We start from the raw sequence: 20,346 nt of genomic DNA, 5'->3' as shown, positions 1-20,346 counted from the left end.
ACCAGCCCGGATGCCCCTGCTAGTCGTCAATTGCGTTCTAAAACAGCTTTGTAAACTGTTTTATCGTTTAAAGCCACCCATACGAAGGTACTCATATGAGTGGCTAAAGTATTTACAACATTAACTGCTGTAAATTAAGTACCACTCTGTAGCAACATGCTGCGAATATGACCAATCGCCCGGGTAGGGTTCAGGCCTTTCGGGCACACATTGACACAGTTCATAATATTGTGACAACGGAAGACGCTGAACGGGTCATCAAGACGCGCTAAACGTTCTTGCGTTTGTGTGTCACGTGAATCTGACAAGAAACGGTAAGCTTGCAGCAAAGCTGCTGGGCCTAAGAACTTATCAGGATTCCACCAGAATGACGGACAACCGGTTGAACAGCATGCGCACAAAATGCACTCATACAATCCATCCAACTTTTCGCGATCTTCTGGCGACTGCAAACGCTCTATTCCTGGTGCAGGCGTATCATTTTGTAAATACGGCTGCACTTTTTCGTACTGCTTATAGAAGATGCTCATATCTACAGCAAGGTCACGAATAATTGGCAAGCCTGGTAATGGACGTATTACCAGTTTGCCATTTTTTACCACGCTCGAAAGAGGCGTGATGCAAGCCAAGCCGTTTTTGCCAGCGATGTTCATGCCATCAGAACCACACACACCTTCACGGCATGAGCGGCGATAAGACATGCTCTCATCTTGCTCTTTAATCAGGGCTAGAGCATCCAGCACCATCATGTCTTTACCATCAATTTGTACATTGAAGTCTTGCATGAACGGTGCAGAGTTAACCTCTGGATTGTAGCGGTACACGCTTACTTGCAATATTTTAGGCAACGTCATCGTGATAACCCTTAATATTTACGTTCTTGGGGTTTAAAGTATTCAGCATCTTTTTCAACTGCTGATGAAAGTGTGAAGTTAACTGCACGTTTGCCCACACGCTTTTCCCCAGGGAAGTACATGCTATGGCATAACCAGTTTTCGTCATCACGACTTTCGTAGTCTTCACGAGCATGCGCACCACGTGACTCAGTACGAGCCTCGGCAGCAATTGCAGTTGCTTCAGCCACTTCAAAGAGGTTTTGCAGCTCCAGCGCTTCAATACGTGCGGTATTAAAGGCACTGCTCTTATCAGTGATTTTTACATTTTCAATGCGCTCACGCATTTGCTCCAACTCTGCAATACCTTTCTTCATGTATTCGCCAGTACGGAATACACCAAAGTTATTCTGCATGCAGCTTTGCAGTTCTTTACGCAGCGGTGCAACATCTTCACCAGTGGTGCGCTCATTCAGTGCAGAGAGACGCGCCATTGAGCTTTCGATATCACTTTCACTTGCCGCACGGGTGTCAACACCTTCACGCAAGCTCTTCTCAAGGTGAATACCTGCCGCACGACCAAACACCACCAAGTCAAGCAACGAGTTACCACCTAAACGGTTTGCGCCATGCACAGATACCGAGGTAACTTCACCAACAGCAAACAGGCCTTCAACAATTTGGTCATTACCGTTGGCATCTTGCGCAATAGCTTGACCATGAATATTGGTGGCAATACCGCCCATCATGTAGTGACAGGTTGGTACCACAGGAATTGGCGCAACCACTGGGTCAACGTGAGCAAAAGTAATTGATAGCTCACAAATACCGGGTAGACGGCTGTGCAGAACTTCTTCACCAAGGTGATCGAGTTTCAGCAGTACGTGGTCACCATCAGGGCCACAACCGTTACCGGCAAGAATTTCCTTAACCATAGAGCGCGCAACAACGTCACGGCCAGCAAGGTCTTTCGCGTTGGGCGCATAACGCTCCATGAAACGCTCACCGTGCTTATTGATTAAGTAACCCCCTTCACCGCGGCAACCCTCAGTTACTAAGGTACCCGCGCCAGCAATACCGGTCGGGTGGAATTGCCACATTTCCATATCTTGTACAGGTACACCAGCACGCAACGCCATACCAACACCGTCACCAGTGTTAATCAGCGCGTTAGTGGTTGAGGCGAAAATACGGCCTGCACCACCCGTTGCTAAAACAACAGCTTTCGAGCGGATGTGCACAACCTCACCGGTTTCGATGCAGATCGCAACAACACCAACGACAGCGCCATCTTGGTTTTTAACCAAGTCAACGGCATACCACTCATTTAAGAAGACAGTGCCGTGCTTTAAGTTGGCTTGGTACAAAGTATGCAACAGTGCGTGACCAGTACGGTCAGCAGCAGCACAAGTACGTGCAGCCTGACCACCTTTACCAAAGTCTTTTGACTGCCCACCGAATGGTCGCTGATAAATGCGGCCTTTTTCAGTACGGGAGAATGGCAGTCCCATGTGCTCCAACTCATACACGGCTTCCGGACCAACTGAACACATGTATTCGATAGCGTCTTGGTCACCGATGTAGTCGGAACCTTTAACGGTATCGTACATGTGCCAGCGCCAGTCATCGTTCGGGTCATCCGAAGCGATTGCACAGGTGATACCACCTTGCGCAGATACTGTATGCGAGCGCGTAGGGAATACTTTAGTAACGACGGCTGTTTTATGCCCGCCTTGTGCTAACTGCAGCGACGCACGCATTCCTGCGCCGCCGCCACCAACAATAATGGCATCATAAGAGATAGTACGAATACTGGCCATGAATCAAATTCCCCACAAAATCTGTACGCCCCAGACGAACAGTACGAACATCATAATGCCGCACAGCGCTTGGACTAAAAATCGTACACCTGTTGCCCACTTGCCTAATGACATGGGCGTTAGATAGTCGGTAGTAACAGCCCAGAGTCCGATCCAGGCGTGAGCGCCCAGTGCCACCAAACTCAACAAGCTAAAGATACGCATCCAATTGTTGGCAAACAGGCCCTGCCACTCGGCGTAACCCATGCCCGGATTTGCAATAACATACCCCAGCAAAAACAATGAGTATGCAGCAAGCACCACAGCAGAAACGCGCTGCGCCATCCAGTCATAGAGACCAGATCGAGAGAAGTTTGTTACGTTAGTTACCATATCCAGACTCCCATCAATACAATCAGTACGGCTGAAATAATAAAGACTAACTTAGCACCTAGCTTCCCGCCTTCCAGCGTTTCACCGATACCTAAGTCCATAATTAAATGGCGAATACCGGCTGTTAAGTGGTACATCAGTCCAGAGAGAAGAACCCAAACTACGAACTTGGCCAGCGGGCTGGTCATGCACTCTTTAAACTCAGCAAAACCCTGCTCAGAAGCAAGGGATTTATCGAGCCCATACAACAATACTGCAATACCAAAAAACAGGATAACACCTGAAATCCGATGCAGAATGGAAGAGATGGCAGTGATTGGGAGTTTTATAGTCCTAAGATCTAGGTTTACAGGTCGTTGGCTATTCACGGCGTATTCACACTTAGAGAGCCCTAAACTGCAGGGCGAGTTGTCGGGAAGATACTTAAACAAAAAGTACCCGTCACCATTCGAGTGACGACCGTCAGTTTAGGCAAAAGCCTCTGCCGGTCAGCAACCGAGTATAGTGTAAAAAGCAGTAAAATGACAACGCAAAAACATTCGCCTAAATGCGCATTGCCCACCTTTGACATTTAGCGTAAATATCTGTACTTGAAATTTAAGGCCAGTATAATTGCAGCCTTTTAATGGCTATACTGTGATTAAAGCAGTTCAAATTGACATAAGCGGTTATCCCACTATCATGTCGCGGGCCCTGCAGACAGGACCGTGATGATTCCAAGCATAACTAGGAGGCCACAATGGCTGACAAAAAAGCGCAGTTGATCATCGAGGGCACAGCCCCCGTAGAGCTGCCCGTATTGACTGGTACTATTGGTCCAGATGTTGTTGATGTGCGCAATCTTATTGCGAGTGGTTATTTCACTTATGACCCAGGATTTATGTCGACAGCGGCATGTGAGTCAAAGATCACCTATATTGACGGCGACAAAGGCATTTTATTACACCGTGGCTACCCAATTGAGCAGCTTGCGGCTAAGTCTGACTATTTAGAAACCTGCTATTTATTACTGCACGGCGAACTACCTAACCCTGAGCAGAAAAAAGAGTTTGTTGACACCATCAGTAAGCACACTATGGTCAATGAGCAATTAAAGTCATTCCTCAACGGCTTCCGTCGTGACGCCCACCCAATGGCAATCATGTGCGGCATTGTTGGTGCTCTCTCAGCTTTCTACCACGACTCTTTGGACAACAACAATCCAAAGCATCGCGAAATCTCTGCGCACCGCTTAATTGCTAAAATGCCAACTATCGCGGCAATGGCCTATAAGTACTCCATCGGCCAACCCATCATGTATCCACGCAACGACCTCTGCTACTCAGAGAACTTCTTGCACATGATGTTTAACACCCCTGCAGGCGAAAAACGCTTCAGCCCAGCGCTGATTCGCGCAATGGATCGCATCTTTATTCTGCACGCTGATCACGAACAAAACGCGTCCACCTCAACTGTACGCCTTGCCGGCTCTACAGGCGCCAACCCCTTTGCTTGCATTGCCTCAGGCATTGCCGCTCTTTGGGGACCTGCGCATGGTGGTGCCAACGAAGCTGTATTGACCATGCTGGATGAAATTGGTGATGCGTCAAACATCGAGAAGTTTATCGCTAAAGCCAAAGACAAAAACGATCCATTCAAACTGATGGGCTTTGGTCACCGCGTTTACAAAAACTTCGACCCGCGTGCGCAAGTTATGAAGCAAACCTGTGATGAAGTTCTGGCTGAGCTCGGCGTAAACGATCCTAAGCTTGACCTCGCTATGAAGCTTGAAGAGTACGCCCTAAACGATCCGTATTTCAAAGAGCGCAACCTGTATCCGAACGTTGACTTCTACTCAGGCATCATTCTGAAAGCCATCGGCATTCCGACCAGCATGTTCACGGTGATCTTTGCTATGTCGCGCACTGTCGGCTGGATTTCACACTGGACTGAAATGCTTTCAAGCCCGTACAAAATCAGCCGCCCACGTCAGCTTTACACTGGCTACGAGCAGCGCGATTATGAACCTCTAGATAAGCGTTAATGCTTTTTTAGCAGGCCACCTAAAAGGCTGCGCAGTAATGTGCAGCCTTTTTTATTTGTACAGCCATTAAACACCAACAAAACGCTCTATGCAGTGGCGCCTTCTAACCACCCAATCAATCGCACCGCTTCTTCCTGGCTTGCCCCACAGACACTTAACTCAGCTTGAAAAGCTGCGCAAAACGCTGGGCGCTCAGGCAGTCCAAATAACTGACACAAATTATCTGCATTTAAATTCAAACAACGCTCACCCGCCTTCTTACCTTGCGGCATATTAGGCATCGGCGTATGAATAGATGGCGCAATACAGCATGCGCCACACCCTACCCGACACTCCATTACAACCCTTGCCCCATAATCAACCACCCACTAAAAGCGTAATTACTGCTTGGTTTTTAGCCGAGCAATTAAACTGGAAGTATCCCAGCGGGCACCCCCCATATTAATCACATCAGCATAAAACTGATCAACCATGGCAGTCACTGGCAATGTTGCACCATTACGACGCGCCTCTTCTAGCACTATGGCGTAATCCTTACGCATCCACTCCACAGCAAAACCAAAATCAAACTCACCTGCCAGCATGGTTTGATAGCGATTTTCCAACTGCCACGACTGCGCTGCACCTTTACTAATCACTTGCATTGCCGCATCCGCATCTAAACCTGCGCTTTGTGCAAAATGCAACGCCTCCGCCAAGCCTTGCAACAGCCCACCGATACAAATCTGATTAACCATTTTAGTCAATTGCCCGCTACCGACCCCACCCATCAGACGCTGCATCTTTGCATAACAGGCTAAAATTGGCGCAACACGCTCATATACGCTTTCTTCGCCGCCGACCATTATTGTTAGCACAGCATTCTGCGCCCCAGCCTGCCCTCCAGAAACTGGCGCATCTAAAAAATCGAAGCCGTGCTGTGTTGCCGCTACTGCCAACTGCCTTGCAACTTGCGCCGATGCTGTAGTGTGATCAACAAACACACTGCCCGCTGCCATCGCCTGAAAGGCCCCCTGCGCACCCAAAGTTACCTCACGCAGGTCATCATCATTTCCCACACAACACATGACAAAATCAGCTTGCAAAACTGCTAGCGCCGGAGTCTGCGCAAAAGCGCCAGAATACTCCTCCACCCAGCGCTGCGCAGTCGCCACAGTACGGTTGTACACAGTGACAGCATGCCCCTGCTGCGCTAAGTGCCCAGCCATGGGGTAGCCCATAGCACCCAACCCAATAAACGCAATACGCGCCATAATTCACCACCATTTATTTAGTATATTATTGCCCCACAGCCACTACGGACTAAATAGTGACGCCTACTGAGCGCACAGTTATGCTATAAGACTTAAAACTCAAGAGTAATGCTGTCGCTTAGCATTAAGCAATATCAATTAACCCTACCCGCGCCCCTGCACTTATACGAGCCTAGCTTTGCTTTGGAAAAAGAATGAACTTATCGAACATTGACCTGAACCTATTCATTGTTTTTGATGCCATTTATACCGAAGGCAATCTCACCCGCGCTGGGCAAATTATCGGCATCACCCAGCCTGCTGCCTCGAACGCCCTAGCGCGCCTGCGGGACACCTTTAATGACCCTTTATTCATCCGCACCGCACAAGGCATGACGCCCACCCCCTTAGCCCAAAATATTATTGCGCCGGTACGTAGCGCTCTACAGCTACTACGCGGCTCAGTACATGACAGCAGGGTCTTCGACCCAAGCCAGGCCAATAAAACTTTCCGCCTGAGCATGACTGACTTAATTGAAGATATTTTGCTGCCAGCAACATTCCAGCGCCTGCATAAAACAGCCCCTAATGTGCGCATTGAAAGCCTGCTCGCCCGCCGTCGCGAGACAGCCAAAGAACTGGCCGCTGGCCACTTAGATTTCGCCATTGATATTCCGCTCAACAGCGACCCACAACTGCTGCATACCAAACTTCTCGAAGACCGCTACGTCTGCGCTATGCGGAAAGGACACCCGCTTTCTGCGCATAAGAAAATCTCACTGCAACACTATTTAAATGCGCAGCATATCCAGATTTCCTCGCGGCGCAGCGGCCTCGGCCCTGTTGATCTAGCACTAGGAAAAATGGGGCTACAACGCAACGTTGTATTGCGCTCGCAGCACTATTTAATGGCGCACACCGTTTTGCAAAGCACAGATCTAACCATTACTGCACCTGCACGCTTCGCCGAACGTCATCAACTGCACAGCGTTGAATTACCCATCAGCGGCATCGCACCCATTGAAAGCCATCTGTTTTGGCACGCCAGTGCCGACCAAGACCCAGCCAATCGCTGGATGCGTGAACAACTACTGCTTATAGCGCAACAAATCAGCACGACTTAGCCCCTGTAAACAGCAATTTCAACTCACTAGTAATTTAAGCAACACGCGCTCTAACAAAGTCCGCAACTTTTATTGCTGCCCTCTGCAGATACTGCTCATGGGTGAACCCCGAGCGTTTTAACGGTTTCAGGTCATGATCAGCCATCGCCAGCCACTCAATTTCAATAGCTGATGAAAGGTTGTAAGTCTGCACCACCTCTCGACTGCCTAAAGCATCGCGCTCACCCTGCAGTATTAAAGTTGGTGTGCGCAAGCTCAGCAAATGCTCGATGCGCGGCTGATCGAGCTTGCTGACCGGATAGAAAGGATAACCAAAACAAATCAGCGCACTAGCCTGCAGCTCATCTGCCAGCATGCTGGCAACACGCCCGCCCATTGACTTACCCGCTAAAACAATGGGTCCAGCAACCTGCTCAAACACTTCGCGGTAGAGATCGCGCCAACTGTCTTGCAAAACATCCATTTTATTTGGTGGCGGGCGGCGCCCATCTAATCGACGTTGCGCCATATACGGAAACTCAAAACGCACAACACTGATTCCTTGTGCCAATAACAGCGCTGTCATGCTCTCCATAAAAGGGCTATCCATTGGCGCACCTGCGCCATGGGCAAAAATCAAAGTACAAAACGCACCTTTTGCCTCGGAGTATAAAACAGTCATCCGCTCACCTTGTTTAAAATACACACAGCCAGCCCCTCACTTAGCGCCAAACCGCTTTTAACGCAGATACACTGCAATCCACCGCACACATTGAGTAAATAGGACTATATATAGTCCTATTGTCATGGATCAGTATTAATCCGGCGAAGATTTGCGCTAAGATAGGCCACCATCAACAAGTTACGCAATAGCTCACAACCACAAAATAAAGGGTTATGCACCTTCATTTAGGTACACAACTGCATTATAAAAGTGGTTTGCAGCACACTTTACTTTTGCTCAGACGTTACAGAAGACGTACTGATTGCAATGGCATTGTGCTTTGCCCATACTTGTCGATGATTAATTCCGAACAATCCATTACCCGTGGAAGTCTTAGCATGAGCACAGCAATCCAAGAGAATGCTTATAACTACAAGGTTGTACGCCAGTTCGCCATTATGACGGTGATCTGGGGTATTGTAGGCATGAGCGTTGGCGTGCTAATTGCAGCGCAATTAGTATGGCCAGAATTGAACTTTAACCTACCGTGGATCAGCTTCGGCCGCATCCGTCCCCTACACACCAACGCAGTAATTTTTGCCTTTGGTGGTTGTGCATTGTTTGCCACATCTTATTATGTGGTTCAGCGCACCTCGCAAACGCGTCTGTTCTCAGACAGTCTCGCTGCCTTTACCTTCTGGGGCTGGCAGTTAGTGATAGTCATGGCTGTAATTACTTTACCGCAAGGCTTCACCACCACTAAAGAATACGCAGAGTTAGAGTGGCCAATCGCTATTCTTCTAGCTGTGGTGTGGGTTTCCTACGCCATTGTGTTCTTTGGCACCATCGCTAAGCGCAAAACCTCGCACATTTATGTGGGTAACTGGTTCTACGGCGCCTTCATTCTAGTAACTGCGATGCTGCACGTTGTTAACCACCTGTCGATTCCAGTCTCTTGGTTTAAGTCATACTCATTGTATTCTGGCGCAACTGACGCCATGGTGCAGTGGTGGTACGGCCATAACGCTGTTGGTTTCTTCCTGACCACAGGTTTCTTAGGAATGATGTACTACTTCGTACCTAAGCAAGCAAACCGCCCAATTTACTCGTACCGTTTATCTATCGTGCACTTCTGGGCATTGATTACCGTGTACATCTGGGCCGGCCCGCACCACTTGCACTACACAGCTCTACCTGACTGGGCACAATCGCTCGGTATGGCCATGTCCTTGATTCTACTGGCTCCATCATGGGGTGGTATGATCAACGGGATGATGACTCTATCCGGTGCTTGGTACAAACTACGTACTGACCCGATCTTGCGCTTCCTGGTTGTATCGCTTGCCTTCTACGGCATGTCGACCTTTGAAGGCCCAATGATGGCCATCAAAACTGTTAACGCTTTATCGCACTACACTGACTGGACCGTTGGTCACGTACACGCAGGTGCTTTAGGCTGGGTTGCAATGATCTCCATTGGCTCACTTTATCACTTGATTCCACGCCTCTTTGGTCGTGAGCAAATGTACAGTGTTGGCTTAATTAACGCACACTTCTGGTTAGCTACAATTGGTACCGTACTGTACATCGCTTCAATGTGGGTCAACGGTATTATGCAAGGCCTGATGTGGCGTGCAGTTAACCAGGACGGCACCCTAAGCTACTCCTTTGTAGAAGCATTAGAAGCAGGTCACTTCGGTTACTTAGTACGTATGATTGGCGGTTCGTTCTTCTTATTCGGCATGTTCCTCATGGCGTACAACACATGGCGCACAGTGCGCGCGTCAGATACTGAAAAAGCGAATGCACACGCACGCTTTACTGTTGGAGAGGCTCACTAATGAAACGGCATGAACGCGTTGAAAAAAACGTAGGTTTACTCGCGCTCTTTATGGTGATTGCAGTAAGTATTGGTGGCTTGGTACAAATCGTTCCCCTGTTCTTCCAAGACGTGGTGAACGATCCTGTCGAAGGCCTAAAGCCCTACACAGCTCTACAGCTAGAAGGTCGTGACGTTTATATTCGTGAAGGCTGCGTACAGTGCCACTCACAAATGATCCGTCCATTCCGCGCTGAAACAGAGCGCTATGGCCACTACTCTGTCGCTGGTGAAAGCGTTTATGAGCACCCATTTTTATGGGGCTCTAAGCGTACCGGTCCTGACTTGGCGCGCGTTGGCGGCCGTTACTCAGATGACTGGCACCGTGCTCACCTGTACAACCCGCGCAACGTTGTGCCTGAGTCGATCATGCCTGCCTACCCCTGGTTAGTGCAGAACACCTTAGACGGCAAAGACACAGTGACTAAGATAAAAGCAATGCGCTGGTTGGGTGTGCCTTACACCGACGAAGACATCGAAGGCGCAGTGGCAGCGGTTAAGGGCAAGACTGAAATGGAGGCTTTAATTGCCTACCTTCAGGTTCTTGGTACATCTATTAAGAATAAACGGTAACGCTCATGGACATCGGAACTCTTCGCGGTTTAGGTACGCTGCTTATCTTTGTTGCTTTCGTCAGCTTGGTATTTTGGGCTTACAGCAGTAAGCGCAAAACAAGCTTTGATGAGGCTGCAAACTTACCCTTCGCTGATGACGAAGAGACGCCTCCTAATGAGCAGAACAAAGACACATCCAGGAGCAAAAACCAATGACTTCTTTCTGGAGTTGGTACATCGTAATCCTTACGACAGGTACTTTACTGGCGCTCGTGTGGCTTATTTTTGCCACACGTAAAGGCCAGCGCACCGACACTACGGATCAAACCGTAGGTCATGTTTATGACGGCATTGAAGAGTATGACAACCCGTTACCACGCTGGTGGTTCATGCTGTTTGTGGGAACCCTGATCTTTGCGGTCGGCTACCTTGTTCTTTACCCTGGTATGGGTAACTGGAAAGGTGTCCTACCAGGCTACCAAGGTGGCTGGACATCAGCTAAACAGTATGATCGTGAGATGGAAAGAGCGGACGCAAAATACGGTCCAATCTTTGCAAAATATGCTGCCATGCCTATTCCTGAAGTTGCTAAAGATGAACTAGCTTTAAAAATGGGCGGTCGTCTGTTTGCTTCGCACTGCGCTGTTTGTCACGGTTCTGACGGTAAGGGTGCCCACGGTTTCCCTAACTTAACTGATGATGATTGGCTCTGGGGTGGCTCACCAGAAACCATTAAAACCACCATCATGAAAGGCCGTAAAGCCGCGATGCCTGGCTGGGAAGCCGCATTGGGCAACCAAGGCGTCAAAGATGTGACCGGCTATGTACGCAGCTTAGCAGGATTGAAAAACCCAGAAGGTCTAAACCTTGCTGCAGGTAAAAAATCTTATGACGCTATGTGTGTCGTCTGTCACGGCCCAGAAGGTAAAGGCAACCAAGCGCTTGGTGCACCTAACTTGACTGATAAGGTTTGGCTATATGGTTCAAACTTCAACCAAGTCCAGCAAACCATTCGTTATGGTCGTAATGGTGTCATGCCAGCCCAAGAAGACTTCTTAGGCAATGACAAAGTGCACTTATTAACAGCTTATATCTACAGCCTTTCGCACGATGAAAAAGATCAGTAAATGACACGTGCGACATGCTGTCACTCTCTGCTGGAACGTCAGCAGGCGTACCATATAAAGCAGTTATAAGCTAACCTCGGCCAGCACACGCTGGCCGAGTATTTTAAAAACCGCAGCGGTACCCCTGATGACTGAACAAATACCTGTAAAAAATATCACCCCGAAAAAAGACAGCGTTGACTTATACGCTAAGCGAGAGGCAATTTACACGCGCGCGTTTACGGGGATCTTCCGCAACATCCGTATTGTCTTTGGCGTCTTCCTGTTTCTTTTGTTCCTTGGCACTGCTTGGCTGCAGTGGGGTGACCGCCAAGCTGTATGGTGGAATCTACCTGAACGAAAGTTTTATATTTTTGGCGCAACTTATTGGCCACAAGATTTTATGCTGCTCTCTTGGGTGCTCATTATTTGCGCCTTTGGCTTGTTTTTTATTACAGTTTTTGCCGGTCGCGTGTGGTGCGGTTATGCCTGCCCACAAAGCGTCTGGACTTGGATTTTCATGTGGTGCGAAAAAGTCACTGAAGGTGACCGCAACGCACGTATGAAGCTTGATAAAGCGCCTATGTCTGCTAATAAGTTTTTGCGTAAAGCTGCAAAACATTTTATGTGGATCAGTATCGGGCTCATTACCGGGCTTACTTTTGTCGGTTACTTCACCCCCATCCGCGAACTGCCATTGGAACTACTCACCGGGCAAGCTGATGGCTGGGCTTACTTTTGGGTGGGCTTTTTCACCCTACTTACCTACCTCAATGCCGGCTGGTTACGCGAACAAGTCTGTATTCATATGTGCCCTTACTCACGCTTTCAAAGTGTGATGTTTGATAAAGACACTTTGATTGTCTCCTATGACCCAGAGCGCGGTGAGAAGCGCGGTCCACGCCGCAAAGGCAGCGACTATAAAGCTGAAGGTTTAGGTGACTGTATTGACTGTAAGCTTTGCGTACATGTCTGCCCAACTGGGATTGATATTCGTGACGGCTTGCAAATTGCCTGTATTGGTTGCGCCGCATGTATTGATGCCTGTGATGACGTAATGCTTAAAGTCGGCTATCCAAAAGGGTTGATTAGCTACACCACAGAGCACAACTTATCAGGGCAAAAAACCAAGCTTATTCGTCCACGCCTGATTGGCTACGCTGCCGCATTGTTGATTATGAGTAGCTTATTTGGCTACGCGGTTTTCAACCGCACTCTAGTTGAGCTCAACGTTATTAAAGACCGCACCCCCTACCGGGAAAACTTAGAAGGTCGGATCGAAAACGTCTACACTCTAAAAATCATGAACAAAGATCAAAAAGACCATGTCTATATGATTGAAGCCAGCGGCCTCAATGGCTTGGCTCTTGAAGGCAAAAACCACATCACAGCTGCTGCTGGCGAGATTTTATCTGTCCCTGTCTCCATTTCAGTGGACATTGAAGATATTCCTTCCAGCACCAACACAGTTGAGTTTAAGATTTACTCCACTGATGATGAAGACATTAGCCGATCAGCAGAAAGCCGCTTCCTCGGCCCATCCATTCGTTAATTTAAGGATCTTGTATGCAGCCTGAAGACAATGTTTTACCCTGGTATAAAGAGTTTTGGCCTTGGTTTATCATTGGTATGCTCAGTTTTTCTGTGGTGCTCGGGCTGTCTTTACTGACGATCTCAATCCGTAATGCCGACAGCTTAGTGGTGGATAACTACTATGATGCCGGCAAAGGCATTAACACCTCACTTGAGCGCGAGCGCTTGGCTGATCTTTTAGAGATTGGCGGTGTGCTCAGTTTAGACAGTAAAATTGGCCAGGTTGAGTTTGTCCTCAATGGCAACAGCAGACCACAACACTTGGTACTCAACCTTATATCGCCAACCCAACCTGAGCGTGACCGTCGTATCGTGCTGCAGCCGGTGAGCGCTGACACCTACCGTGGTTTATTAGAAGAAGATATCCAAGGTCGCCGTTTTGTCGAGATTCTCGGCACAGAAAATGCTGAAGACTGGCGTTTGTTTGAAGAGCACACCTTGGTAAGTCAACAGCCCATTACCCTGGGCGAATAAGCCTCAACCACTGGCCTGTGATGACAGGCTTTAGTGGTAACTGTTTTATTTATATAGCTGACTATTATGGCTACGCCTGTATCTTGTTTTCACTGCGGCTTACCGGTTCTTACCGGTAATGCCTATACCGCTGTAGTACTCAAGGAAGAGCGCATTTTTTGCTGCCCGGGCTGTCAAGCGGTAGCACAAACCATCATTGCTGGCGGCCTAGAAAGCTATTACCAGCACCGCAGCGAACCCTCAGCCAACCCAGAGGCGCTACCTGGGGTGCTGCCTGACGAGCTGCTTCTACTCGACCGTGAAGACATCCAAAAACCTTTTGTCAGCACCTCTGACAACATCAGCCAAACTCGCCTACTGATTGAAGGTATTACCTGTGCGGCCTGCGGCTGGTTGATCGAAAAACACCTTAAACAATTGCCGGGCGTACTGGAAGCCACACTCAATTTAAGCAACCACCGTTTGTTTATCAGCTGGGATGCAGAGCAAGTCGCGCTCTCAGACCTGATGAAAACTATCCGGCACATTGGCTATGCCGCCCACCCTTGGCAACCCGACAAAGTCAGCGAGCAAATGCAAGCGGATAACCGCCGCGCGCTGCGCAAACTCGGTGTGGCAGGCTTGCTCTGGATGCAAGTGATGATGGCCTCTATGGCCACTTGGCCAGAGTTTAACCTCGACCTTTCGGCGGGCATGGACGGTTTGCTGCGCTGGACTAGCTTAATCCTCACCACCCCCATCGTTTTTTATTGCAGCAGTGAATTTTTTACCGGAGCGCTGCGTGACCTGCGAACACGGCACCTGACCATGGACGTATCGGTCTCGCTGGCCATTGCCGGGGCCTATGCTGCCGGTATTTGGTCAACTGTTACCGGCCAAGGTGATTTATATTTTGATGCCGCAGGCATGTTTGCTCTGTTTTTATTGTCCGGTCGCTATTTGGAGCGCCGTGCACGTGAGCGCACTACCGCAGCCACCACACAGTTGGTTAACTTGCTGCCCGCTTCGTGCTTGCGCCTGACTGCGGAGGGCAATAGCGAGCGTATTTTACTCAGCGAGCTGCAACAAGGTGATCAGCTTTTAGTTCCTCCGGGCAACCTCATTCCTGCCGATGGCCGTATTCTAAGCGGCCAATCCAGCGTGGACGAATCATTGCTGACCGGTGAGTACCTACCTCTAACCAAACAGCCTGGCGACACAGTTGCAGCTGGCACGTTAAATATTGAAGGGCCACTGACCATTGATGTTGTAGCCCTCGGTGAGGCCACTCAGCTTTCTGCGATTGTACGTTTACTGGAACGTGCGCAATCATTAAAACCACGCCTGGCTGAACTGGCGGACACTGTAGCGCAGTGGTTCTTAATCAGCGTATTACTGATTGCGGCAATTGTGGGTCTGGTCTGGTGGCAGATCGACCCTTCCCGAGCCTTCTGGGTGGTTTTATCGCTATTAGTGGCCACCTGCCCTTGCGCACTTTCCCTGGCAACTCCGACAGCCTTAACCACAGCCACCGGCTCCTTACACAAGCTTGGCTTACTGATCACCAAAGGCCATGTGTTAGAAAGCTTTCAGAAAGTTGATACAGTTATTTTTGATAAAACTGGCACCTTAACGGAAGGCAAACTCACCTTAAAACGCATTCTGCCCTTGGCACAGTTGAACGAACATGACTGCCACCAACTCGCCGCAGCCTTGGAAAGCCACTCCGAGCACCCCATTGCCCGTGCTTTTGGTCGTACTCAGCTGGCCGCTCACAATGTTAGCAGCGCGCCCGGTTTAGGCCTTGAAGGCACAGTCCAGGGCCAGCAACTGCGGATTGGTCGGCCCGACTATGTCAGTGCTTTAGGCGACTATCCAGCCCCGGCCATGCCCAGTGCCGAAGGCCAGTGGCTGCTACTTGGTGATCACCAACAAGCTTTAGCTTGGTTTGCCCTGGATGACCAATTACGCGCAGATGCGCCAGCATTACTCGACGCCTGTCGTGCTCGTGGCTGGCACGTGTTGTTATTGTCCGGCGATAGCTCGCCGATGGTTCAACACATTGCGCAACAATTGCAGATTGAAGATGCCCGTGGTGGTCTTACCCCAGATGATAAACTCAATGTCTTAAAAGACTTGCACAGCCAAGGCCGTCACGTGCTGATGTTGGGCGATGGTGTCAATGATGTGCCAGTCTTAGCCGCTGCGGATATCAGTATTGCCATGGGCAGTGCCACTGACTTAGCAAAAACCACCGCTGATGCGATTTTGCTTTCCAACCGCCTCAGTAGTTTAGTCAGCGCACTGAGCGTCGCGAAGAAAACACGTCGCGTGATTATTGAAAACCTTGGCTGGGCAACTCTGTACAATGGCTTAGTAATCCCCTTTGCCGCTGTTGGCTGGGTCACCCCAGGATGGGCAGCGCTGGGCATGTCAGTTAGCTCACTGCTCGTGGTGTTAAACGCACTACGCCTGACCCGCTTTAGTGAGTGAACGTAGCAATATTTTAGCGAGGCACATGATGGCAGCTTTATATGTGATGGTTCCAGCAGCAATGATTATTGTTGCCTTAGCAATTTGGTTATTTTTTTGGGCAGTAGATAATGGTCAGTATGAAGACCTAGACAGCCCAGCACACAGCATTTTATTTGACGATGAAGACCCAATGCACATTGCTAGCGTAAAAAAGCAAAACGCCCCAGCCGAGACAAGCGATACCGCTAAACATGATTGATTTAATCCCACTGCTGGCCTCCGCATTTATTCTTGGCTTGCTCGGCGCCGGTCACTGCCTAGGCATGTGCGGTGGTTTGATGGGTGCTTTAACCATGAGTATTCCCAAACAGCATCAAGACAAGCGCCTGCGCATGATCATTGCCTATAATCTAGGCCGCGTCAGTAGCTACGCCGTTGCTGGCTTTTTGTTTGGGCTGCTGGGCTGGGCTGTGGAGCAAACCCCAGCGGCAGCGGCTTTACGTATCATTGCTGGATTATTACTGATTAGCTTAGGCCTATATTTAGCCGGCTGGTGGCATGGCTTAACCCGCATTGAAAACCTTGGCCGTCACCTGTGGAAATATATCCAACCAGTTGCTGGGCGCTTACTTCCTGTCACCAGCACACCGCAAGCTTTGCTGCTTGGCGCTCTTTGGGGTTGGCTGCCCTGTGGCTTGGTCTACAGCACGCTGTTTTGGACTGCCAGTCAGGGCGATGCTGCAACCAGCGCACTACTGATGTTTACTTTTGGTTTAGGGACTTGGCCAGTATTGCTCGCTTCTGGCTTAGCCGCTGAGCGTGTAACAGCCTTTCTGCGGAAGAAAAACGTGCGCTACGCAGCCGGGCTCATGGTGATCCTCTATGGACTCTGGACCTTACCCGGCCCACACCAGCATTGGCTCATGGGGCATTAATAAGGCCTACAGCAAAGATTTACGCTTGATACAGATCAACAGCAATACGACTTGCGCACCCTATACTCGCAGATAAGGCTTGGCGACTAGGGAATAAAATCACATGGCTCACACTACTGAATGGAACGAAAGTTTATTTCGCACCTACCACCGCTTAAATAAACCATACAGCTCATACCCTACAGTCGAGCAATTTCAGCACAACATCAGCGCCTTTGAACGTTTTAGCGCCTTGCGCACGAGCCGCCAAGCACAGCGCGCGCTGGCTTTAAATGTCCACATCCCCTTCAGTGCGAATGCATGTTATTACGGCACTGAAAAAAACATCGTGACTAAAGACCGCAGTCGCAGCACTGCTTACTTGCACAGCCTTGAACAAGAAATGCGCTTGATTGCCAAGCACGTAAACCCACAACAAAGTATTGAACAGCTGCATTTAGGTGGCGCCACACCCACTTTTTTAAATCCCAGCGAATTACGCCAGTTAATGGGTTACTTAAAAGACAATTTTAATGTCGACAGCAACAACTTCAGCCAGTACAGCATTGATATTGATCCGCGCGAAACCGACTGGTCGACCATGGGGGTTTTACGCGACATTGGTTTCAACCGCGTTAATATCGAAGTGCAAGGCTTAGCTCCAGATGTACAGCGAGCAATCAACCGCTTACAAACCATTGAGCAAACGCAAAATATAGTGGAAGCCGCGCGAACTTTGCAGTTTCGCACTGTGAGCATTAACTTAATTTATGGTCTGCCCAAACAAACGCCTTTTTCCTTTACCCAAGCATTAACAGAGGTACTGGCACTCATTCCTGATCGCGTAGTCTTACAAGGTTTTCAGCACCAACCACAAAAGTACCGTATTCAGCAGCGCATTAATGCTGCAGATTTGCCCACTGCTGAAGCTATAGCGCAAATGCTAGAACAAGCTCAGCAACTGCTCAATGCTGCTGGCTATGGCTACATTGGCATGGGGCACTTTGCTTTAGCAGATGATGACTTTGCCTCAGCACAAGAAGACGGCACTCTACAGCATGGCACCCAGGGCTACAGCACCTGCCGTAATTGCGACACCATTGGCTTTGGCGTCTCGGCTATCAGTCAACTGGGCAACCTTTACTATCAAAACACCTCTGATTTAACTCAGTACCAAACTGCCTTAAGCAACCAACAATTGGCTCCTGCGCGGGGGATCCTCTGCAATCCTGACGACCTGATTCGCAGCCGCGTTATCCATGATCTGAGCTGCCAGTTTAGCGTTAACTTTGCCAGCCTTGAACGACGCTATGGCATCCACTTTCAAGACTACTTTAAAGCGCTGTGGCCACAAATTGAGCGTATGCAAAATGACGGTCTACTCACAATCTCACAGCAAGCCCTGACTATAACTGCGCAAGGACGCCTATTTACTTTAGCTGTCTGTCAATTGTTTGACCGCTACCTTACGCAAAGCAATCTGAATGCGCCGGTAATAACCCAAGCCATCTAAATTCGGCTTGCGCACAACCCTACTTAAGCTGCGCCAAACCATCACTTGCCGCTGCGGGCAAAAGCCGCAGTCATTAAACAAAGTGGCAGCTTCGTGTTTGCTCAGGTAATCTAAAGCCATTATTTTTATGTCGTTAATCGATCAGGAATCATGGTATGGCCGAAATAACCAGTGTGCGTAACCCACACCAAGCGCATTGCAAAGACTGCAGCTTAGCCACACTTTGCTTACCCCTGTCCTTAGAGTTACAAGACCTTGATGCCCTTGATAACATTGTCAAACGCAGCCGTCCGCTAAAGCGTGGTGAGTTTCTTTTTCGACAAGGTGACACCTTTGCCTCAGTCTACGCCGTGCGCTCCGGCAGCCTAAAAACTTTTAGTGTTACCGACTGTGGCCAAGAACAAATTACCGGATTTCACTTACCCAGTGAGTTTGTTGGCTTATCTGGCATGGATACGGAACTGTACCCTGTATCAGCAATTGCACTCGAAACCACTTCCATTTGTGAAATCCCTTTTGAGCGACTTGACGAACTAAGCGCCAGTTTGCCGCAACTACGCCGCCAACTGATGCGCATCATGAGCCGTGAAATTCGTGATGACCAGCAAATGATGATGTTGTTGTCCAAGAAAACTGCCGATGAGCGCATTGCCACATTTCTAGTGAACTTATCCGCACGTTTTCGAGCGCGCGGCTACTCCCCACAACAATTTCGCTTAGCTATGTCACGCAACGAAATAGGTAACTACTTAGGTCTAGCTGTAGAAACAGTGTCGCGCGTGTTTACTCGCTTCCAGCAAAATGAACTGCTAATTGCTGAAGGCAAAGAAATTAATCTAATTAACCTAATTGACATCTGCGCATTGGCGGGCGGCAACTTAGATAACTGAGCTGTTTAAGAGAGGTTCACAGTATGATTTTTGATGAGTTTGCAATTAAATCTTTAATTCGTCCTATTCCGGATTTCCCTAAAAAAGGAGTGATTTTTCGCGATATCACCCCGCTGTTTCAGTCACCTCGCGCCATGCGCATGGTCATTGACGGTTTAGTACAGCGTTATGTTGGCAGTGATTTCACTCATATCGGTGCCATTGAATCTCGCGGTTTCCTGCTCGGTTCTACCATGGCTTATGAGCTGAACAAACCTTTGGTGTTATTTCGCAAACAAGGCAAGCTGCCGGCCGATGTATTGAGCGAGCCGTACGACACTGAATATGAGCAGGCCATGCTCGAAGTGCACGCTGACAGCCTAACTGAAGGGGATAAAGTTCTTCTCATTGATGACATCATTGCCAGTGGCGGTACCTTTGTTGCCGCAGCACGTTTAATTCGCCGAATGGGTGCTAGCATCTACGAAGTAGCTGCAATCATTGACTTGCCCGAATTAGAAGGCTCACAACTGATGCAAGACATTGGTGTGCCAACCTTTACGTTAACAGCCTTTACCCTTAACGAACACTAATCGCAATAGCAAGGCCCACTCCACACCCTCTCCCGTGGGCCTTGCTTATTCTTATCTCGCCCGCGTAAATACAGTCTTCACTTGGCCACCGTGTTCCCTGCTCGACTGATAGTCATCCGCATTGCCCTTTGCTCAATTTCTGTGCTCAAACGCACACTGCGACAACCGGTCGCCGCCTTTTCTTGTCTTTAATCAAGATTTCAGTGACATAATGTATAAACCTTATATATATATAAGAGTGCTTTACATGCATAGATCTACTTATGTCCGATGTATTTTTCGAAGTTCAACTGGATTTCTCAGTGCACTTATGAAAAGTACACTATCAGTACAATACGCACCCGGGGAGT

The 20,346-nt window shown here is 49.0% G+C and carries 21 protein-coding genes; 14 read left to right on the top strand and 7 right to left on the bottom strand.

The annotated features are described in order from the left end of the window. Nucleotides 1-134 precede the first annotated feature (134 nt). Genes O6P33_RS06695 through sdhC form a run of 4 tightly spaced genes read right to left on the bottom strand, consistent with a single transcriptional unit; the run spans nt 135 to nt 3,393 of the window. Complete coding sequence (locus O6P33_RS06695; protein ID WP_269819482.1) at nt 135-839, bottom strand: succinate dehydrogenase iron-sulfur subunit; 705 nt, start codon at nt 837-839, stop codon at nt 135-137. A gap of 26 nt (nt 840-865) precedes the next feature. Further along, entirely contained in the window at nt 866-2,653 is a 1,788-nt protein-coding gene (gene sdhA, locus O6P33_RS06690; protein WP_269819419.1) for a succinate dehydrogenase flavoprotein subunit, read from the bottom strand. 3 nt (nt 2,654-2,656) lie between these two features. Next, complete coding sequence (gene sdhD / locus O6P33_RS06685; protein ID WP_269819418.1) at nt 2,657-3,025, bottom strand: succinate dehydrogenase, hydrophobic membrane anchor protein; 369 nt, start codon at nt 3,023-3,025, stop codon at nt 2,657-2,659. Then, nucleotides 3,019-3,393 carry a succinate dehydrogenase, cytochrome b556 subunit gene (sdhC, locus tag O6P33_RS06680; protein ID WP_269819417.1) on the bottom strand — a complete coding sequence of 125 codons (375 nt, stop codon included), beginning with the start codon at nt 3,391-3,393 and terminating at the stop codon, nt 3,019-3,021. Before sdhC ends, sdhD begins: the two co-directional genes overlap by 7 nt. Nucleotides 3,394-3,764: 371 nt before the next feature. On the opposite strand from sdhC, the gene gltA reads away from it, so the two are divergent. Beyond that, the gene (gene gltA / locus O6P33_RS06675) at nt 3,765-5,048 is read left to right on the top strand and encodes a citrate synthase (protein ID WP_269819416.1); all 1,284 of its coding nucleotides are present in this window, start codon (nt 3,765-3,767) and stop codon (nt 5,046-5,048) included. A gap of 86 nt (nt 5,049-5,134) precedes the next feature. Here gltA and O6P33_RS06670 read toward each other — a convergent pair whose 3' ends face one another. Together O6P33_RS06670 and O6P33_RS06665 are read right to left on the bottom strand one after the other, a co-directional pair. After that, nucleotides 5,135-5,386: a YkgJ family cysteine cluster protein gene (locus O6P33_RS06670; protein ID WP_269819415.1), complete on the bottom strand. Its 252-nt coding sequence runs from the start codon at nt 5,384-5,386 to the stop codon at nt 5,135-5,137. A 42-nt stretch (nt 5,387-5,428) separates the two neighbouring features. After that, the gene (locus tag O6P33_RS06665) at nt 5,429-6,301 is read right to left on the bottom strand and encodes an NAD(P)-dependent oxidoreductase (protein WP_269819414.1); all 873 of its coding nucleotides are present in this window, start codon (nt 6,299-6,301) and stop codon (nt 5,429-5,431) included. A gap of 194 nt (nt 6,302-6,495) precedes the next feature. Between O6P33_RS06665 and O6P33_RS06660 the strand changes: the two genes are divergently transcribed. Continuing rightward, nucleotides 6,496-7,404: a LysR family transcriptional regulator gene (locus tag O6P33_RS06660; RefSeq protein ID WP_269819413.1), complete on the top strand. Its 909-nt coding sequence runs from the start codon at nt 6,496-6,498 to the stop codon at nt 7,402-7,404. A 34-nt stretch (nt 7,405-7,438) separates the two neighbouring features. Here O6P33_RS06660 and O6P33_RS06655 read toward each other — a convergent pair whose 3' ends face one another. After that, nucleotides 7,439-8,065 (bottom strand): alpha/beta fold hydrolase, encoded by a 627-nt coding sequence (locus O6P33_RS06655; protein ID WP_269819412.1) that lies wholly within the window; start codon nt 8,063-8,065, stop codon nt 7,439-7,441. A gap of 380 nt (nt 8,066-8,445) precedes the next feature. On the opposite strand from O6P33_RS06655, the gene ccoN reads away from it, so the two are divergent. The 12 genes from ccoN to O6P33_RS06595 all read left to right on the top strand — a co-directional run bounded on the left by ccoN (nt 8,446) and on the right by O6P33_RS06595 (nt 19,996). Beyond that, on the top strand, nt 8,446-9,888 hold the full coding sequence (ccoN, locus tag O6P33_RS06650) for a cytochrome-c oxidase, cbb3-type subunit I (protein WP_269819411.1): 1,443 nt from the start codon (nt 8,446-8,448) through the stop codon (nt 9,886-9,888). Further along, nucleotides 9,888-10,499, top strand: a complete 612-nt coding sequence (gene ccoO, locus O6P33_RS06645) for a cytochrome-c oxidase, cbb3-type subunit II (RefSeq protein WP_269819410.1) — start codon at nt 9,888-9,890, stop codon at nt 10,497-10,499. Before ccoN ends, ccoO begins: the two co-directional genes overlap by 1 nt. Nucleotides 10,500-10,504: 5 nt before the next feature. Continuing rightward, nucleotides 10,505-10,696: a cbb3-type cytochrome oxidase subunit 3 gene (locus O6P33_RS06640; protein WP_269819409.1), complete on the top strand. Its 192-nt coding sequence runs from the start codon at nt 10,505-10,507 to the stop codon at nt 10,694-10,696. Next, the gene (gene ccoP / locus O6P33_RS06635) at nt 10,693-11,607 is read left to right on the top strand and encodes a cytochrome-c oxidase, cbb3-type subunit III (RefSeq protein ID WP_269819408.1); all 915 of its coding nucleotides are present in this window, start codon (nt 10,693-10,695) and stop codon (nt 11,605-11,607) included. Before O6P33_RS06640 ends, ccoP begins: the two co-directional genes overlap by 4 nt. A 127-nt stretch (nt 11,608-11,734) precedes the next feature. Continuing rightward, nucleotides 11,735-13,138 carry a cytochrome c oxidase accessory protein CcoG gene (gene ccoG, locus O6P33_RS06630; RefSeq protein ID WP_269819407.1) on the top strand — a complete coding sequence of 468 codons (1,404 nt, stop codon included), beginning with the start codon at nt 11,735-11,737 and terminating at the stop codon, nt 13,136-13,138. A gap of 14 nt (nt 13,139-13,152) precedes the next feature. After that, the gene (locus O6P33_RS06625) at nt 13,153-13,653 is read left to right on the top strand and encodes a FixH family protein (RefSeq protein WP_269819406.1); all 501 of its coding nucleotides are present in this window, start codon (nt 13,153-13,155) and stop codon (nt 13,651-13,653) included. A gap of 66 nt (nt 13,654-13,719) precedes the next feature. Then, nucleotides 13,720-16,125 (top strand): heavy metal translocating P-type ATPase, encoded by a 2,406-nt coding sequence (locus O6P33_RS06620; protein WP_269819405.1) that lies wholly within the window; start codon nt 13,720-13,722, stop codon nt 16,123-16,125. 28 nt (nt 16,126-16,153) lie between these two features. Continuing rightward, nucleotides 16,154-16,366, top strand: coding sequence for a cbb3-type cytochrome oxidase assembly protein CcoS (gene ccoS / locus O6P33_RS06615; protein WP_269819481.1), 213 nt, complete (start codon nt 16,154-16,156; stop codon nt 16,364-16,366). After that, a complete protein-coding gene (locus O6P33_RS06610) occupies nt 16,359-17,042 on the top strand; it encodes a sulfite exporter TauE/SafE family protein (protein WP_269819404.1) in 684 nt (227 codons plus the stop codon). Before ccoS ends, O6P33_RS06610 begins: the two co-directional genes overlap by 8 nt. A gap of 103 nt (nt 17,043-17,145) precedes the next feature. Beyond that, on the top strand, nt 17,146-18,534 hold the full coding sequence (gene hemN / locus O6P33_RS06605) for an oxygen-independent coproporphyrinogen III oxidase (RefSeq protein WP_269819403.1): 1,389 nt from the start codon (nt 17,146-17,148) through the stop codon (nt 18,532-18,534). Between the two features lie 155 nt (nt 18,535-18,689). Continuing rightward, on the top strand, nt 18,690-19,424 hold the full coding sequence (fnr, locus tag O6P33_RS06600) for a fumarate/nitrate reduction transcriptional regulator Fnr (protein ID WP_269819402.1): 735 nt from the start codon (nt 18,690-18,692) through the stop codon (nt 19,422-19,424). A gap of 23 nt (nt 19,425-19,447) precedes the next feature. Next, nucleotides 19,448-19,996: an adenine phosphoribosyltransferase gene (locus O6P33_RS06595; RefSeq protein WP_269819401.1), complete on the top strand. Its 549-nt coding sequence runs from the start codon at nt 19,448-19,450 to the stop codon at nt 19,994-19,996. Nucleotides 19,997-20,346 lie beyond the last annotated feature (350 nt).

Origin of the sequence: Denitrificimonas caeni (assembly GCF_027498055.1) — a bacterium.
Classification (GTDB): Bacteria; Pseudomonadota; Gammaproteobacteria; order Pseudomonadales; family Pseudomonadaceae; genus Denitrificimonas.
Note: the sequence above shows the minus strand (reverse complement) of the source record. Positions and strands in the feature narration are given on the sequence as shown.

Coding starts and splice junctions, on each gene's coding strand:
- ccoG (WP_269819407.1), top strand. CDS start 11,735: ATGACTGAACAAATACCTGTAAAAAATATCACCCCGAAAAAAGACAGC.
- O6P33_RS06665 (WP_269819414.1), bottom strand. CDS start 6,301: ATGGCGCGTATTGCGTTTATTGGGTTGGGTGCTATGGGCTACCCCATG.
- sdhD (WP_269819418.1), bottom strand. CDS start 3,025: ATGGTAACTAACGTAACAAACTTCTCTCGATCTGGTCTCTATGACTGG.
- ccoN (WP_269819411.1), top strand. CDS start 8,446: ATGAGCACAGCAATCCAAGAGAATGCTTATAACTACAAGGTTGTACGC.
- gltA (WP_269819416.1), top strand. CDS start 3,765: ATGGCTGACAAAAAAGCGCAGTTGATCATCGAGGGCACAGCCCCCGTA.
- O6P33_RS06655 (WP_269819412.1), bottom strand. CDS start 8,065: ATGACTGTTTTATACTCCGAGGCAAAAGGTGCGTTTTGTACTTTGATT.
- O6P33_RS06610 (WP_269819404.1), top strand. CDS start 16,359: ATGATTGATTTAATCCCACTGCTGGCCTCCGCATTTATTCTTGGCTTG.
- O6P33_RS06660 (WP_269819413.1), top strand. CDS start 6,496: ATGAACTTATCGAACATTGACCTGAACCTATTCATTGTTTTTGATGCC.
- hemN (WP_269819403.1), top strand. CDS start 17,146: ATGGCTCACACTACTGAATGGAACGAAAGTTTATTTCGCACCTACCAC.
- O6P33_RS06670 (WP_269819415.1), bottom strand. CDS start 5,386: ATGGAGTGTCGGGTAGGGTGTGGCGCATGCTGTATTGCGCCATCTATT.
- fnr (WP_269819402.1), top strand. CDS start 18,690: ATGGCCGAAATAACCAGTGTGCGTAACCCACACCAAGCGCATTGCAAA.
- O6P33_RS06595 (WP_269819401.1), top strand. CDS start 19,448: ATGATTTTTGATGAGTTTGCAATTAAATCTTTAATTCGTCCTATTCCG.
- O6P33_RS06625 (WP_269819406.1), top strand. CDS start 13,153: ATGCAGCCTGAAGACAATGTTTTACCCTGGTATAAAGAGTTTTGGCCT.
- O6P33_RS06640 (WP_269819409.1), top strand. CDS start 10,505: ATGGACATCGGAACTCTTCGCGGTTTAGGTACGCTGCTTATCTTTGTT.
- ccoP (WP_269819408.1), top strand. CDS start 10,693: ATGACTTCTTTCTGGAGTTGGTACATCGTAATCCTTACGACAGGTACT.
- O6P33_RS06620 (WP_269819405.1), top strand. CDS start 13,720: ATGGCTACGCCTGTATCTTGTTTTCACTGCGGCTTACCGGTTCTTACC.
- ccoO (WP_269819410.1), top strand. CDS start 9,888: ATGAAACGGCATGAACGCGTTGAAAAAAACGTAGGTTTACTCGCGCTC.
- ccoS (WP_269819481.1), top strand. CDS start 16,154: ATGGCAGCTTTATATGTGATGGTTCCAGCAGCAATGATTATTGTTGCC.
- sdhA (WP_269819419.1), bottom strand. CDS start 2,653: ATGGCCAGTATTCGTACTATCTCTTATGATGCCATTATTGTTGGTGGC.